General features: G+C 48.0%; 16 protein-coding genes. 2 read left to right on the top strand and 14 right to left on the bottom strand.

Annotated elements, in window-relative coordinates; genetic code table 11:
• Positions 1–139: 139 nt before the first annotated feature.
• The 5 genes from hemW to DW025_RS05155 all read right to left on the bottom strand — a co-directional run bounded on the left by hemW (position 140) and on the right by DW025_RS05155 (position 6099).
• Entirely contained in the window at positions 140–1438 is a 1299-nt protein-coding gene (gene hemW / locus DW025_RS05175; RefSeq protein ID WP_119999065.1) for a radical SAM family heme chaperone HemW, read from the bottom strand.
• Between the two features lie 151 nt (positions 1439–1589).
• Positions 1590–3404 carry a translation elongation factor 4 gene (gene lepA / locus DW025_RS05170; RefSeq protein WP_022217229.1) on the bottom strand — a complete coding sequence of 605 codons (1815 nt, stop codon included), beginning with the start codon at positions 3402–3404 and terminating at the stop codon, positions 1590–1592.
• A gap of 135 nt (positions 3405–3539) precedes the next feature.
• Entirely contained in the window at positions 3540–4700 is a 1161-nt protein-coding gene (locus DW025_RS05165) for a stage II sporulation protein P (protein ID WP_118016687.1), read from the bottom strand.
• A 92-nt stretch (positions 4701–4792) separates the two neighbouring features.
• Complete coding sequence (gene gpr / locus DW025_RS05160) at positions 4793–5695, bottom strand: GPR endopeptidase (RefSeq protein ID WP_118016688.1); 903 nt, start codon at positions 5693–5695, stop codon at positions 4793–4795.
• A gap of 92 nt (positions 5696–5787) precedes the next feature.
• A complete protein-coding gene (locus tag DW025_RS05155) occupies positions 5788–6099 on the bottom strand; it encodes a hypothetical protein (RefSeq protein ID WP_015533142.1) in 312 nt (103 codons plus the stop codon).
• Between the two features lie 261 nt (positions 6100–6360).
• Between DW025_RS05155 and DW025_RS05150 the strand changes: the two genes are divergently transcribed.
• On the top strand, positions 6361–9084 hold the full coding sequence (locus tag DW025_RS05150) for a transglycosylase domain-containing protein (protein ID WP_119999063.1): 2724 nt from the start codon (positions 6361–6363) through the stop codon (positions 9082–9084).
• 65 nt (positions 9085–9149) lie between these two features.
• Here DW025_RS05150 and spoVAE read toward each other — a convergent pair whose 3' ends face one another.
• Positions 9150–9506, bottom strand: coding sequence for a stage V sporulation protein AE (spoVAE, locus tag DW025_RS05145; RefSeq protein ID WP_118016689.1), 357 nt, complete (start codon positions 9504–9506; stop codon positions 9150–9152).
• Between the two features lie 6 nt (positions 9507–9512).
• Positions 9513–10538, bottom strand: a complete 1026-nt coding sequence (gene spoVAD / locus DW025_RS05140; RefSeq protein WP_119999061.1) for a stage V sporulation protein AD — start codon at positions 10536–10538, stop codon at positions 9513–9515.
• 165 nt (positions 10539–10703) lie between these two features.
• Between spoVAD and DW025_RS05135 the strand changes: the two genes are divergently transcribed.
• On the top strand, positions 10704–12059 hold the full coding sequence (locus DW025_RS05135) for a chloride channel protein (RefSeq protein ID WP_330521922.1): 1356 nt from the start codon (positions 10704–10706) through the stop codon (positions 12057–12059).
• Positions 12060–12085: 26 nt separating this feature from the next.
• Here the strand turns inward: DW025_RS05135 and DW025_RS05130 are convergent, their stop codons facing one another.
• The 7 genes from DW025_RS05130 to spoIIAB form a co-directional block, all read right to left on the bottom strand.
• A complete protein-coding gene (locus DW025_RS05130) occupies positions 12086–13807 on the bottom strand; it encodes a VanW family protein (RefSeq protein WP_119999059.1) in 1722 nt (573 codons plus the stop codon).
• The gene (locus tag DW025_RS05125; RefSeq protein ID WP_118016692.1) at positions 13808–14188 is read right to left on the bottom strand and encodes a DUF3783 domain-containing protein; all 381 of its coding nucleotides are present in this window, start codon (positions 14186–14188) and stop codon (positions 13808–13810) included.
• A 119-nt stretch (positions 14189–14307) separates the two neighbouring features.
• Positions 14308–14757 carry a SpoVA/SpoVAEb family sporulation membrane protein gene (locus DW025_RS05120; protein ID WP_117548724.1) on the bottom strand — a complete coding sequence of 150 codons (450 nt, stop codon included), beginning with the start codon at positions 14755–14757 and terminating at the stop codon, positions 14308–14310.
• Positions 14758–14797: 40 nt separating this feature from the next.
• Positions 14798–15214, bottom strand: a complete 417-nt coding sequence (locus tag DW025_RS05115) for a stage V sporulation protein AB (RefSeq protein WP_119999057.1) — start codon at positions 15212–15214, stop codon at positions 14798–14800.
• A complete protein-coding gene (locus tag DW025_RS05110) occupies positions 15204–15827 on the bottom strand; it encodes a stage V sporulation protein AA (RefSeq protein ID WP_118649249.1) in 624 nt (207 codons plus the stop codon). The genes DW025_RS05115 and DW025_RS05110 overlap by 11 nt, the downstream gene beginning before the upstream one ends.
• A 57-nt stretch (positions 15828–15884) precedes the next feature.
• A complete protein-coding gene (locus DW025_RS05105) occupies positions 15885–16568 on the bottom strand; it encodes a sigma-70 family RNA polymerase sigma factor (protein WP_119999055.1) in 684 nt (227 codons plus the stop codon).
• A complete protein-coding gene (gene spoIIAB / locus DW025_RS05100; RefSeq protein ID WP_015533153.1) occupies positions 16568–17005 on the bottom strand; it encodes an anti-sigma F factor in 438 nt (145 codons plus the stop codon). Before spoIIAB ends, DW025_RS05105 begins: the two co-directional genes overlap by 1 nt.
• Between the last annotated feature and the right edge of the window lies 1 nt (position 17006).

The following is a 17006-nucleotide window of genomic DNA, read 5'->3' as shown; positions in this document are numbered from 1 at the left end:
TTGCATTTAGTTTTATTAGCACTCAACATATCCGAGTGCTAACCACTAAACATAATCTAACACCGCCGCCCCCTTTTGTCAACAAAATAACGAATGTTTTTGTGTTTTTTTTATGTTTTGAAGGACGGTCGTGCCAGTATTATTCTATTAAGAAGTCCGCCAGGATCGTGTTGCTTACGTCGATGCCTTTTTTTGTGAGGCGGATCAGGCCGTGGTCATCTTCGAGGTGGCCGGTGGACTTGTATTTATCTATGACGGGGCCGTATATGTCGTAGATGGAGTGTCCAAAGTAGTCGTTGAATTTTTCTGCACTCACACCGGATATCATACGCAGTCCGAGGAACATATATTCCTCCATCAGCCTGTCTGCGTCAAGTTCTTCTTCCACATTGCGCATGTGTTCTATTATATCTCTTGCCTTACCCGAATTTGCGACGTGATCTCCGAATGTCATGAGCTCCCTGTGTCTTGCCATGCCGTCTATGTAGTCTTCCAGACTGGATGTGTTGGTGTAGCGTCTGCCGTACAGGAAGGACGCTGCTCCGATTCCGATTCCTATGTATTCCCCGAGGGTCCAGTAGACTATGTTATGTCTGCACTCGTAGCCAGCTTTGGCGTAATTGGATATCTCGTATCTGTGGTAGCCGCCGGTGCCTAAGAGCTTATTTGTTATGTCGTACATCTGCCTGTCCACGTCCTCATCCGGGATCTGTGACAGCAGGTTCTCATCTGCTGCCAGAGGAGTTCCGTCCTCCACTATGAGGCTGTAGGACGATATGTGCTCCGGCTTACACCTTAATACCTTGTCAAGGGTGTCCAGATATGACCTCATGGTCTGTCCCGGTATGTCTGACATCAGGTCTATATTTATATTGCGAAATCCGGCCTCCCTAGCCATGTCAAATGCGGCGAGGAACTGGTCATAATTGTGTATCCTGCCCAGAGCTTCCAGCTCATTTTTCTGTGCGGACTGAAGGCCTATGCTCATCCTGTTTATTCCATTTGCTATATACTCTGCTGCCTTACGGCTGGTCAGGGTGCCCGGATTTACCTCTATGCTTATCTCCGCATCCTCTGCGACATCGAACAGCTTCCTCACCGTCGTCATTACAAGTGTGATCTCGTCCGGCTCCAGTATGGATGGGGTTCCGCCTCCTATGTATATTGTCCTGACCTTGTGGGTCTCTGCCAAATACGAGTAGCTTTTCAGCTCCTCGCACAGGGCTTCGATGTATTTCTCACGGTACACTCCATATCCCGACATGCAGGCTGCCCCCACCGGAAATGACAGGAAGTCGCAGTATGCACATTTCTTCACACAGAATGGGATATGTATGTATATGCTGAGCGGCTTCTTCTCATATGACTCTAAAACTTCGTCATTATTTGCATCGCCGAAATCCCGATCTGAATTTTCGGTATTTATTATATCTATCATTAGTATCCTTCCTTTTTATTTCAAATATCATCACCGCATGAAAAAAGCCGCTACTAAGAATGCTCCTGTCAGAATGCTCTCATTAACGGCTTTTCTACGATTCTATTATTTCTTATTTGATATAACCGTGTCACTGTGTTCCCGGTCTTTTCTATTCCTCATCAAGCTTCAGGACAGACATAAATGCCTTCTGTGGTATCTCCACATTGCCCACCTGTCTCATTCGCTTCTTTCCTTCCTTCTGCTTTTCAAGGAGCTTTCTCTTTCTGGATATATCTCCGCCGTAGCACTTGGCAAGGACATCCTTTCTCATGGCCTTGACTGTCTCGCGGGCTATTACCTTGCCGCCTATGGCCGCCTGGATCGGGATCTCGAACAGATGTCTCGGGATCTCATCCTTGAGCTTCTCGCACATCTTTCTGCCCCTTTCATACGCTGTATCCTTGTGTATGATAAATGAGAGTGCATCGACCTCTTCCTTATTGATAAGGATGTCCAGCTTCACAAGCTCTGAGCGGACATAGCCCTTCATCTCATAGTCAAATGAAGCATAGCCCCTTGAACGCGACTTAAGTGCATCAAAGAAATCGTATATGATCTCGTTCAGTGGGAGGTCGTACTTGAGAAGCGCTCTTGTCTCCTCCATGTACTCCATGCTCTTGTACACGCCTCGTCTCTCCTGGCAGAGCTGCATGATGGCACCCACATACTCTGTTGTGACCATGATCTCCGCATCGACAAATGGCTCCTCCATGTACTCTATGGTGGATGGATCCGGCAGATTCGACGGATTGGTGAGCTCTATCACATTCCCATCTGTGGTATGTACCTTATATACAACGCCTGGCGCTGTGGTTACCAGATCAAGATTGAACTCCCTCTCCAGTCGCTCCTGAACTATCTCAAGGTGAAGCAGTCCAAGGAAACCACATCGGAAACCAAAGCCCAGTGCTATGGATGTCTCCGGCTCAAAGCTGAGCGCCGCATCATTTAACTGAAGTTTCTCAAGGGCATCCCTGAGATCCGGATACTTTGCTCCATCCGCAGGATAGAGTCCGCAGTATACCATAGGCTGTGCCTTCTTGTATCCAGGAAGTGCCTCGTCACATGGCCTGTCCGCCTGTGTGACTGTATCTCCCACTGTGGTATCCTGTACATTCTTAAGGCTGGCTGTTATGTAACCAACCATACCGGCTGACAGCTCATCACATGGGACAAATCTTCCCGCTCCAAATATTCCGACCTCAACCACCTCAGCCTCAGCTCCGGTGGCCATCATCCTTATGGTGGTTCCCTTCTTCACGCAGCCGTCAAATAATCGGCAGAATATGATAACTCCCTTGTAGGAGTCATACAGACTGTCGAATATAAGTGCCTTGAGTGGAGCCTCAGGGTCACCGTGCGGTGCCGGCACCTTCTTCACGATCTGTTCAAGCACTTCTTCTATATTAATTCCATTCTTTGCCGATATCCTTGGGGCATCCTGTGCCTCTATTCCAATTACATCCTCGATCTCGTTCACGACCCTCTCCGGATCTGCTGACGGGAGGTCTATCTTGTTGATGACTGGCATGACATCAAGGTCATGATCCAGCGCCAGGTATACATTCGCCAGGGTCTGCGCTTCTATGCCCTGTGCGGCATCAACCACAAGTATGGCTCCCTCACAGGCTGCCAGACTTCGAGATACCTCATAATTGAAATCCACATGTCCCGGAGTGTCTATGAGATTGAATATGTACTCCTGTCCATCATTGGCATTGTACACGATCCTGACACACTGTGCCTTGATGGTGATTCCACGCTCCCTCTCAAGATCCATATTGTCAAGAACCTGATTCTGCATCTCCCTGCTGGTCAGAGTTCCGGTCTTCTCTATGATCCTGTCGGCAAGTGTTGATTTACCGTGGTCTATATGCGCTATTATACAGAAATTTCTTATCTTTGACTGGTCTAAATGCTCCATGTCTTCACATCCTTATCTATGTCCCGCGCCTTGTATGTGCAGGCTCTTTTATTCTTATACTTGTCTTACTCGCATTTGACGTTAATATAACATGTATGAGCATATAACTGCAAGTGGCAATATGCCACTTAATCCTCACTTCAGGAGCACCTTTGCAAGCATTGCGGCAAATGGTTCGATGGCGTTGTATTCCTCCTCCACCGTGTTAGTCTGTGCGCCTATCTCAGCCAGCATGGCGTGCGGCATGAGATCCATGTTGTACCGGCTCGTGCTTATGTATATCTTGCGCATCATGTCGCCGTAATTTGCCCTGCCCGCCAGATAAGTCTGAAGTGCAAATGCCATGTTGTCGACCTTGTTGTCATTGCTCCAATAGTCCACATCGTTGCCTTCCTCGTCACGGCACATGCCATTTAACAGCATGATCTGTGCTGTGGGCTTTCCATCCACATCTGTAACCAGATGTGTGTCATCCGGCACACCATCCCTGTGGAGATCTATGATGACCTCTATCTCAGGATTGTCTTTAAGTATCTGTGACACACCTTCCCTCGAATAATCATAGGAAGCGTTCCTGTCAAGAACCCCTGTCATCATGTCATATGCCGTGGTGTCGTGGTACACCGGTATGCCATATGTATCCGTGAGTATCTCCGCCAGGCGGTTGCCAAGTCCTATCACCGTGTCGTCCACCTCGCCCGGTCTTGAGTCCGCAAATGCCTCAGAGCCGTGGGTGTGATATATCAGAACTTTGTATCCGCCCGTGTCCATATCCAGCGACAGATCTTTGCCGAGCAGATTTTCCGCATCCAGCTCGTCTTTTTTGACGCACTTAGGGTATGTGGCGTTATAACAATATGAAAGGAGTGTATCTGCGTCCATACCTATATAAGAGCTCTTTATATCCGCCATGGCCGACACAGTCCTGGCATCAGCGGATCTCTGCGCAGCTTCTGTGGTCTCAGTGCTGGCAGGCGCAGAAGTCTCTGAAGTCTCCGCCTGCGATGATGCCTCGCCTTCTGAATCCGCATCCTCCGTCTGGTATGTCCTGCCCTCCTCGCACACCTCCCTGACCTGGGATTCCCAATAATCCATGTAACAGTACACATCCGGCTCAGCCGCACCGGGGCTGTATATGCTCCCGCCTGCATCTCCTGAAGAGCTACCATATATCCCACGGTACACCAGCTTCCACACATCATCAGCTATCCCTGTCCTTATCAGTATACCCGCACACACCAGAATCACCCACGCCAGTATATACACAGTCTTCACATGAAGTTTTCTGTCTGACATACATTTCCACCCCTTTTGAATATGCTATGGCCTCTGTTATCCATTATTCAAATATATGAGTGTACGTGCCAAATGATTCCCTGTATTTTTCTCTACATCGCTATGGCATTTATCGCCTCAGATATCGTAAAGCTGATGCGGCGCACTAGCTCGTCTATATTTTTCGGGGTCACAAACATATCCGCCATATCCTCGTCCAGGAGATTGCACGCTATCTGGTATCTCTGCTTCTCCGTGAACTCCCTCATGATCCTGCGCCCGTAGGTCTCGTTAAATGCATCAGCCACCTCATCCAGCGAATCGTCTATGATGGATGGAACGGAGATGACTGTCGGAACACCGACTGCGATCACGCGTCTGCCAAGGTTGTCTGAGCTCAGTGTCTTTCTGTTGTTGCCGACACCGGAGCCGGGGCTTATACCTGTATCCGTGAGCTGGATGGTGCATCCGAGTCTCTTGCTGCTTCTGGCCGCCAGAGCGTCTATTGCAACCACGATCTCCACGTCTATCTCATCGCATATTCCCCTGACTATATCCACAGTCTCTATTCCGGTCTGTGCCATGACTCCCGGACATATGGCACTCATGACCAGATCTGGCTTTCCCGGAGTGTCCAGGTGCCTTGTCACATACAGATTGTCTATGACCAGCGGGCCTATGGAATCCGGGGTGACCTGCCTGTTGCCAAGTCCGACCACCAGTATATTTCCCGCATGCCCCATGAGCTCCCTGAGTCTGCCCTCAAGCTCCGCCCTCAGAGGTTCATGTATGGACTCCTCATATTCCTTAAGCTTGGAACACTCTATCGTTATATATTGTCCCTTTGCCTTTCCAAGATTTTTCTCCCCTATCTCATCCAGCACATTTATGGTGGTAGTCTTGATGCTCCTGTCCTCATTCACCACCGTCTTCACCTTTACCCCAGGCATATTTCTCCTGTCGGCTACATTTTCTCTGAGCTCTATCGCAAGATCCGTACGTATCTCCCTGTTCATATGCGTCCTCCTTACATAACCCATTACATGTATAATAAAATACCCCGGCGGATGCATTTTTATGTATCCGCCGGGGCATTCCATGGTAAATCTTACATTACCTTGCCAAGTATTCTGTTGATCACTTCAGGATATCCGCACACCCTGAGGACAGGTGGCTCCCACTCCAGGGATGCCGTCTGATAAAAGCATGTCGACACACCGACTTCTATTCCGCCCTCCATCTCTGATGATCTTACGATCCTTCCAAATTTCTTCTTGTCCTTAACAAGTCCCCAGGCGGCTTTGTTGATGGTAAATTCCACCACCGGGTATCCTCCCACATATCCTGTCACCTTTGCGTCGTCCACATATGACAGCTCGTCCTTCCAGTATTCAACCGCTTCGTCTATTGATGCAAACATATATCTTCTCCTGTTTATTCTGCACTTTTTCTTATTTATTATGCTTTTGAATCATGCCGTTGTCAATTTACTCTTTCTGATTTTTTCGTTCACGTTTATTAATTTTTGTTTTGTTGCAATATTTTTTTCTTTATTATTATACTGTTATTTGATATACTGATTTGAAGTGTATATTAACGGCAGTAGTCTGCCCTTATTTAGAATTTACTTTTACAATTAAATAGCGGGGATCTATCCCCCAAGTTTTAAGGAGGTCTTTTTATGGATTTTACTAAGAAGGGAGCGGTGAAAGCTCAGAAGGAGCTCGTATCCAAGCTTCCAAGAAACCGGCGTAAGCTTAACATTTCTGTGTTTAAGACTATACTGGTGCTGGTGCTCGCCATTGTGATAGTCGGTGTCGGAGCCGGATTTGGAGCCCTCAAGGGTATTCTGGATGACACACCGAACATCAACGCTGACGCTCTCATACCTAAGGGATACAAGACAACTCTTGTATACCAGAATGGAAAGGAGATCACGACACTTGCCAATTCCAACTCCAACCGAGAGTATGTGTATTACGACTCTATTCCTGAGGATCTTGTGAATGCATTTGTCGCTATAGAGGACAGACGTTTCTGGGAGCACAACGGAATCGATGTACAGGGTATCGCCAGAGCATTTATAAAGGGTCTCAAAAGCAGAGACTTCGATGAGGGTGCTTCCACTCTTACACAGCAGCTTATCAAGAACAACGTGTTCAATGTTGGTCTTGATGAGACAACTTTCCTTGACAGGCTTGAGCGTAAGGTTCAAGAGCAGTATCTTGCAGTTGATATGGAGAAAAAGATCGACAAGAAGTCAATCGTTGAGTATTACCTGAACACCATATATCTCGGTCAGGGATGTTATGGAGTTGAGACCGCAGCCCAGACTTACTTCGGTAAGGAGCTCAGTCAGCTGACAGTTTCAGAGTGCGCTGTGCTCGCAGCAATTCCTCAGAACCCTACGAAATTTGATCCTCTTGTCTATCCTGACGACAACAAGACCAGAAGGGCCCAGGTTCTCAAATACATGCTGGATCTTGAGTATATAACACAGGCCCAGTATGACGAGGCTATAAACGATAACGTTTACAAGCGTATCGCTTCCGTATCTAAGAAGGAAGAAAAGCAGCAGAAGACAGAGGTCAACTCCTACTACACTGATGAGGTTATCAATCAGCTTCAGTCCGATCTCGTCGCCAAGGGTTACTCTGAGGACGAAGCCGAGGCCATGATCTGGTCAGGCGGACTCAAGGTCATCGTATGTCAGGATCCTGAGATCCAGGAGATTGCGGATTCTGTTGTCAACAATGCAGATTACTGGCCTGAGCCTGTATATCAGCTCAACTACGCTCTCACTCTTGCTGACAAGGAGACAAAGGTCCAGACAAACTACAGTGTAGAGAATCTCGAGAGCTGGTTTGCTGAACAGCAGGGCTACGATTATAGTGCAAGATATTACAGTGAGGATGAAGCCCGTGCAGCGGCTGACGAGTTCAAGGATGCCATGGTTGCCGAGACCGGCGACGAAGTCTTCATGGAGACATTCAAGCTTGTCATCCAGCCACAGGTATCATTCACTCTCATGGACCAGAACACCGGTCAGGTCAAGGCACTTGTCGGAGGCCGTGGAGAGAAAACTGAGAACAGATCATTCAACCGTGCAACTGAGGCGACCAGACAGCCTGGTTCATGCTTCAAGATAGTTGCCACATACCTTCCTGCACTGGAAGCGTGCAACATGTCTCTTGCCACCGTATACGATGATGCACCTTACTACTATGAGAATGGTAATCAGGTATTTAACTGGTACGGCGGATACTGGGGACCTAAAACTATAAGATATGCTATCATGGAGTCTATGAATATCATAGCTGTAAAGTGTATCACAGACGTAACTCCGCAGCTCGCATATGACTATCTGCTGAAGCTTGGATTTACAACTCTTGTTGAGAGAAAGACAGACAGCGATGGTCTCATCCTGTCAGATATCAACCAGTCACTTGCACTTGGTGGTCTGACAAATGGTATTACCAACCTGGAGATCACAGCTGCATATGCAACCATCGCCAACGGTGGTAATTATATAAAGCCTGTGTTCTACTCAGAAGTTTACGACCATGAAGGCAATCTTCTGATAGACAACAGGAAGCCTGAGAAGACACGTGTCATATCAGAGCAGACAGCATGGCTTCTCACAAGTGCCATGCACGACGTTGTAACAGGAGGTACCGGTTCAGGTGCCAATTCTTACACAGGTATGTATACAGCAGGTAAGACGGGTACCACATCAGGAGACTTTGATAACTGGTTCTGTGGTTATAACCCATACTACACAGCTTCTATATGGCTTGGAAATGATGCGAACATCACATACAGCCCTGGTTCTATCAAGTGCTATATGTGGAGAGATATCATGGATCAGGTCATCGAGAAGAAGGGACTTGACACATCGGCTACATTTGAGATGCCGGACGGAATCGTTCAGGCAACTGTATGTTCAGATACCGGACTTCTTCCATCGAACGGATGTCCAACAGTTACGGATTACTTCGATGCGACAAAGATACCTACAAAGTATTGTCCAGGTGTCAAGAAGGTAGTGGTATGTAACGAATCACACATGCTTGCCAACAAGGAATGTCCTGAGACAACAACCTTCATCTACAAGCTGAACGATGACGGTGAGTATGTCCTTGAGGGATACACCTGGGATGAATCGCTTCTGAAGGAGCATTGTAACATCCACGGCAAGAAGAAGGATACAAAGAAGACTACCAAAGCAACCACGACAACCGAAGATACATCGGAGGATACATCAGAAGATACAACAACCGAGGAGCCTACAACGACTGAGGAACCTACAACTGAGGAACCTACGTCAGAGGAACCTACCTCTTCAACGGAGATAACCACAACCGAGGAACCAAGCTCGGATGATTCAACCGATACAACTCAATGACGGAAAGCCCCATCATACAATTCAATGTATGATGGGGCTTTTTATATCCTGCCTGTCTTCTATTTCTATTTTGTCATCTTCGGCTTGAATATCAACGATGCAAGATATCCAAATATCAGTGCGGCCGAGCTTCCAACCGCCGCCATCTGGAAGCCTCCGCGGAACAGTCCGATAAATCCATCCTTATCAACCGCCTCAGTTATGCCCTTCCACAGATTATATCCAAATCCCGTGAGCGGCACCGACGCTCCGCACTGCGCGAAGTCCAGAAGCGGCTTATATATTCCAAGCGCTCCAAGTACAACACCTGTGCATACAAGTATGACCATTATTCTTCCCGGAAGAAGCTTTGTCTTGTCCATCAATATCTGGGCAAGAACACATATTATTCCGCCAACCACAAACGCTTTTACATAATCCATTTACATCTACTCTCCTTTCCTGCCATGATGCTCTATCATGACCGCATGGGCGATTCCGGGTATGGTCTGCCCCTCGTTGTAGCTCACAGTTGATAGCAGCGCTCCCGTTGGAACAAACAGCACTCTCTTCCACTCTCCAGAGCTGACCTTCTTCAATATATATCCGGCAAGAACAGTTGCTGAACAGCCACAGCCCGAACCGCCAGAGTGGGTATCCTGCTCCTCATTGTCAAATATCTCTATACCGCAGTCCATATGATTTGCGGATATATCCACATTGTTCATGCCCAGCAGATCCTCCAGTATCTTCTTGCCTACCTTGCCAAGATCACCGGTTATTATCCTGTCATAGTATGATGGCTTTATGCCAAAGTCCTGAAGATTCTGATATATGACAGCAGCCGCAGCGGGTGCCATACACGCTCCCATATTGAGAGAATCCTTCACTCCGTAATCTACTATCTGCCCTGTGGTTACTCCCTGGATACACACATCTGACTCTCTGTCTGACACCACAAAGGCACCACTTCCCGTAACCGTCCAGGTAGCCGACAGGGGACGCTGATTTCCATATTCCAAGGGAAAACGAAACTGCTTCTCTGCACTTCCATAGTGGCTTGACGCCTCTGCGATAACGTTGTCCGCATATCCCGCCGCCACAGTCATGGATGCAAGTGACAGCGCTTCTCCGCACGTCGAGCACGCGCCGTACAGACCGAACACCGGTATCTCCATATCCTTGATTCCAAATGTCGACGCTATGAGCTGTCCCAGCAGATCCCCGGCAAATATATACCTTATATCCTGCTTGACTATTCCCGCCTTCTGTATGGCAAGGTTCACGGCCTGACGCACCATCTCGCTCTCGCCTTCCTCCCAGGAATCCTTGCCGAAGGTTGCATCCTCACTCACTCTGTCAAAATATCTCGCCATGGGGCCGTCTATCTCCTTCGGCCCCGCCACCGCTGCTGCCCCCAGTATATATGGGGGATTGCCAAATTTTATGCTCTGTTTACCTTTTTTCTCATTCATATCATGCAACTCCCTTATATGGATAAATGTAACTGTTACTATAATTCCCTTATGCACCGCAGATTATAATGGTAGTATTTGTTAACATCAGCACTGGACAAATTCATTTATTTGCTTTAACATTACTAAAGCTGCTTTACAAAGAAAAAGGAATGGAGAATCGCCGTGGAATTTACAAAGGAATACTGGATAAACTGTTTTAGCAGATGTGTCAGATATGCTACGACTTTTTTCAAATGGATAGTTTTTTCACTGATAATGGGAACGATATGCGGGCTTGTCGGAACAGCTTTTCATATATGCGTAGAGTACGCCACCGGCTTCCGTGAGAACAATCATATGATAATATATTTTCTGCCGCTTGCGGGAATCGTGATCGTATTTATATACAGGATCTGTGGAATAAGACATTCCAAGGGAACCAATCTTGTCATCGGTTCCATAAGAAGCGTGGAGGATGAGATTCCCTCCCGTATGGCACCACTGATCTTTATATCGACGGTCATCACACATCTCTTCGGAGGTTCCTCAGGAAGGGAGGGCGCCGCCCTTCAGATAGGTGGAAGCATCGGTGTCTCTATAGGCAAGCTGTTCAAGCTGGATGACAGCGACAAGCATATACTCACACTTTGCGGCATGAGCGCTGTCTTCTCAGCACTGTTTGGAACCCCAATTACTGCCGCGCTGTTCAGTATGGAGGTCATAAGCATCGGTATCCTCTACTACTGCGCATTTGTGCCTTGTCTGTTCTCGTCAGTCATCGCATACGCAATAACGAAAAAGCTTCACGTTGTACACGACCACTACAATATAGCCGGCATGCCGACATCCGTGGATGTGCCTTTGGTGATCAAGGTCATCGGTCTGGCTATCCTGTGCGCAGTGCTCAGCAGTCTGTTCTGTATATTCATGAACATTGTGCACAAGCTTTTCCGCAAATATTTCAAGAACCAGTATGTGCGCGTATTCGCAGGAGGCGTGATGCTCGTCCTGCTCAACATAATACTCAACACCACCGACTACAACGGAACCGGTATGAACATCATCGCCCAGGCGCTCAACGGAGAGGCAAAACCAACGGCTTTCCTTCTCAAGGCGCTGTTCACCGCCATAACAATAGGCTGTGGATTCCGAGGCGGTGAGATCGTTCCATCGTTCTTCGTCGGTGCCACATTTGGATGCGTCATGGGTGGACTCATGGGACTCGACCCGGGCTTTGCCGCTGCCCTCGGAATGGTGTGCTTCTTCTGTGGCGTGGTAAACTGTCCTCTTACATCTCTGTTCCTGAGCATAGAGCTGTTCGGAGCGCACGGAATACTTCTGTTCACCATAGGATGTGCCGTCAGCTACATGCTGTCCGGCTATTACAGCCTGTACAACGAGCAGAAGATCATCTACTCCAAGCTCCGCCCTCACTATGTCAATCTCTACACCAACCAGGAGATAAAGACCAAGGAACCGGGATTTCTGGAAGGCCTTATAAGGATCAGGGAGGACGACTCAGACGACATTGAGGAGTAGCCGGCAGGCTACTCTTCCTGAGTATCTTACTCAGACTCAGTCGTCTTCTTATCTGTGTCTGAGCTGTCACTCTTATCTTTGTTCTGATCCTTATCTTTGTCTTTATCCTTGTCCTTGTCCTTTGGAAGCTTTCCTACCTTGTACACCTCGTCACGCTTAGAGTACACGCTTATCGCCTCAGGATTGTCCGATAGGACATTTCCATCGCCGTCATACACTCTTCTGTAGGACTGCACTGTAAGGCCCTCTATTCCCACTGTGTCAAGCACCTGCTCATCCTTGCCAAGACTCTTGTCCAGCTCATACTTGGTCTCATATGGCTCTGTCTCAACGGTCTCCGTGTAGAGCTCCACGCTGAACGGCTCCGTGATGGTGCCCCATATCGTACATGATGTGGAATATCCATCGTAGCTTGTGCTTATCTTTATCGGGTAATCCGTGTCATTTGTAAATACAAAGTCACATCCGCCCCACGCCACAGTGGCGTCAAGTCCCGCAGGAACATACGATGAAGGGTATGGATGACAATGTCTCTCATCTATCTCGAGATTCGCATACAGGCACGCCATGTACATGGTGGATGACACCTGACATATTCCACCGCCCATATCCATGACTGACTGTCCGTCAGCATATGATGGGCCCGGAAGGAAGCCTCTCTCCTCGGTGAGCTCTCCGACTCCGAGGTTATATGAAAATGACTCTCCCGGCATGAGTATGGTTCCATCGCAATACTGCGCCGCCAGCTTGACATTTGTCTTTCTGTTCTCCGAACCCTCAACCTCTGTGCTGTATGAACTCATCTCGTCTCTGAACAGCAGCTTCCTGTATCCTTCCGTACTCATATCCGCCGGGGTGTATGTGAGCGGGATGCTCACATCCGTTCCCTTCTTGGCAGATTCAAGGCTCTTCTTTGCCGCCTCCAGATCAAAGTCCACACCGTCCTTGGCCTCAACTACCTCGTAGTTCTTGTCCGGGTCAAGCGTTGGATTCTGCGGCTCACAATGTACCTTTTTGTATACCTCGTCCAGATCCACGTCAGCAGACACGACAGGACATTCCACCACAGTGCCATAGTCTCCTTTTGCTATCTGCTTCTTTATGCGGGTTACCAGCTTGTCTGTGTCTATCCTGTAGCTGCCCTTTCCCTTTGTCACAATGAGGTTCTTGTCCTCTATCCTGTATCCATCCTCTATATCCAGATCAACCTTCATCATATCACTGCTCTCGATGGCGGTCGTTATGATGCCGCTGTCGCCTATATATGGATAAATATCATAGCTGCTTCCAAGTGTCCATGATTCCAGAAGCCCATAGCCTCTTCTCCAGAAGCTGTGTGAGTCATCCTGTATCTTCTGCACAGACTTCTCAGAATCCATATCCAGCGCCGCCGACACATCCAGGGTGTAAATCTTATCATCCAGCTTCACCTGTATGCCCACACTGCTGTAATCGCGTCTGAACTGGTCATTTATGCTCTTTGCCGCCTCCGCAGTTTTCATTCCGCCAACGTCTAATCCGTTTATGGTGGTCTTTTTGTACAGCTTTCTGTTACCCACACACGCACATATTAGCGCATAAAATATCACCATGAACACCGCCGTGAGTATCCAGCTTATCACTCTGTATCGCTGCTGTCTCTTCCCACGCTGCTCAGATGCACGCCGTCCTGAACGTCCTGAAGCTCTCTGCCTGTTCTGCGCAAGTCTCTTTTCAGTTGTATGTCCGTTTCTTCTTTCGTCTGCCATCTACATTCCCCTCATCCTGTAGAATAGATATTCCTTTGCAAGCTCCGAGTATAGCTGCTGTACAGTCCACTCCCTGTTGCTCCGTGTCACGACCGACTTCAGCCTTACTGCCGGAAGCCCGGTCTTCTTATACCTTTCAAGAAATATATCAAGTTCTTTGCTGCTCACTCCGTCAAATATGAGCATATCCATACTGAGATCTTCCGTCTGTCCGGTCTCATCTCCACAGCCAGATATGTCAGCCGTGTCGCACAGACTTCCGACCTTCATACCATAATGCTTTCTCTGAATGTCAACGCACTCCGCACCTATGGCACTGCATATATCCTGTACTGCACTCTTCTGCTCAGGTGCCAGATTGACTGTCATAAGCCTCTTCATGTCAGCATTTCTCCTGTCTTTCTTCTTTTGTCCAAATCTATACCCATTATGTTATTTTTTCAAATATTGTCAACCGATGTGGGGAAAATATGTTGATTTTTAATTTAATAAACCCCATTTCACCATATTGAGACTATCCAATATATAACACCGAGCAGCCAGCTTGTAAATATACCGTACAGTATAACAGGCCCCGCTATGGTGAACGCCTTCACGCCCTTTCCGAACACTTCACCCTCAGTCTGGAATTCCACTATGGGCGCACACACACCATTTGCAAATCCTGTGATCGGCACAAGTGCTCCGGCACCGCCGTACTTTGCTATCTTCTTGTAGAGATTCAGACTTGTGAGGATGACACTTGCGAGGACGAGTATCAGCGATACATACGCATACGCCTCATCCTCCTTCACATCAAAGTGTACCAGCAGGTCAAATATCCCCTGCCCTATCGTACAGATCACACCGCCCACAAGAAACGCCCACAGGCAATTTCTCGGAACGCTTGATGTAGGTGTCACAAGCTCCACATATTCATTGTAATCGCTCTCTGTAGGTTCAAATTTCATAGCAAATACCTCCATTTCACACAAAATAATTTTGACTTTATCACATGCCCAAAACGACACTCAGCACCGAGCCCACCAGTTTTCCCGCAGCAAGGCCGTATATGACATAAGGGAGATTCCTTCTCACACTGAATCTTCTGGCCGCGATCGGTATGACATTCAACACCTCCGTAAGTGCCCCCGCCAGGCATCCCACAAATATCCCTCCGAACAGACATATGATGGTATATCCCACCCATGTCACCGGAACCGATATTTTGAATACATATATCAGATTTGCCAGTGCCGCACCATATGCCAGCAGACACTCTATGAGCAGATAATGCCTTGCCCCCTTTACATTCTCAAGGAGCTTGGGGAATATTCCTATCATGGATATAAATGCAAAATACCCGCCCGATATGGCCACACCGCTGGCAAAGCAGGCGATGGCAAGCATAGCGTATCTAATCAGCATCTCTCTCCGCCTTCTTTCTGGAGGCATCCGTTATGACTGTCTGGTTGACCTCCTGTTCATACTGTCTCATCTGAACCTGAAGCGGTGTAGGATCATCTGAGAATTTTTTCTTTGCACCGTGATTGAAAAATACGATTATACCGATGAAGAGCCCCAGGGAATATGCTATTCCCGCCACAGGATAGGCATCCCTGCCCTGCCCCACAAATATGTTGTGCATGACGTCAAGCTGTCCAACCATATTGACATCCGAGTTGTACGACATGATGGAAAAGCCTGCTCCGAAAAATGCGATGAAGCATATCATCAGAAATTTGAAGAACTGCTTTACTTTGTCGCTGGTGTCATATGTCCTGTAATACACAACCACGTCCGTTGCCCCTATGGTCTGTGTCTGGCAGTCCGGGTAGTGCTCCTGTATCACCTGCAGAATGTACATCACCGATATGACCTGCTGCTCCCTGCTGCCGGAAAAGCTCATGAGCTCCAGCTTCTCAACGCCGTATTTTATATCGGGATTCGGACTCAGCACCGTCGCCACATCCTTTATTTTGACCTTTCTCTTCTCCGCCAGGCAGCTCTCCGACAGTTTCAAATACAAAAGTTCAGCCATATACATGTCCCCTGTTCTTATATTCTAAGAATAGTCTGTCCATGTATATGGCTGATATTACTCCAATATTTTCCATCTGAGTCTTCCGAGTATCTTTTTCTCAAGCCGGCTCACCTGCACCTGGCTCATGCCAAGGATCTGACCTGTCTGTCCCTGCGTCTTGTCCTGAAAATACCTCAGCACCACAAGTTTTCTCTCGTCCGGCGTGAGCGTGTCCAGGAGCTGCGATACACACAGCCTGTCCACGATGCGGTCTCCATCTTCCGTGCCGCATATCTCTGCGTGAAGATCATCTATGCATGTCACATCCGATGCCGCGTCCATCGCCATCACAAGCTCTTCAGGTGTCGCTCCTATAGCCTCACATATCTCCTCCATTCCCGGCTCAGTCCCTCTGTTTTTTTCGACCTCATGTCTGTATCTGTCTGCCCTGTAGTATATCGTTTTAAGATTTCTGCTGACCTTCACCATTCCGTCATCCCTGAGAAAGCGTCTAATCTCCCCCTGAATGAGCGGAACCGCATACGTTGACAGTTTTACCTCATAGTCCATATCAAACCTGTCTATGGCCTTTACAAGGCCTATAAGCCCTATCTGTATAAGGTCCTCAAGTTCCTGTCCTCTCCCCACATATCTTCTGGCAACGCTGACCACCAGTCCCATATTGTCCGTCACAAGTTTATCTCTGGCATCTCTGTCTCCATCTTTTGCAAGTTCAAGCAAACGATGATTATCCGCCATCAATATATCTCCTGACTTTTTCCTATTATCTTCTTCATATTTACCACGGTTCCCTCACCCACGCGGGATTCTACCTTTAGCTCATCCATGAAAGCCTCCATAAATGAAAATCCCATGCCCGATCTGCTTCCGTCCGTGACAGTGGTGTAAAGCGGCTCCATGGCCCTGTCGACATTCTCTATGCCGCAGCCGTGATCTGTGATCGTTATGTACAGAGTGCGCTCCTCTATGTATGCCTCCAGGATTATGCTTCCCTCCCCGGATCCATATCCGTGTATTATCGAATTCGTGACAGCCTCCGAAACCGCCGTCTTGACATCCTCCACCTCACTGAGTGTCGGATTTGTCCTCGTCAGCATAGCCGCCACCACGACTCTCGCCACAGCCTCATTCCGGGCATCACAGCCAAATTCCATGATCAATCTGTTCTTATCCATA

The sequence above is a fragment of the Coprococcus sp. AF38-1 genome, from assembly GCF_003603945.1.
Taxonomy (GTDB): Bacteria; Bacillota; Clostridia; order Lachnospirales; family Lachnospiraceae; genus Coprococcus; species Coprococcus aceti.
Note: the sequence above shows the minus strand (reverse complement) of the source record. Positions and strands in the feature narration are given on the sequence as shown.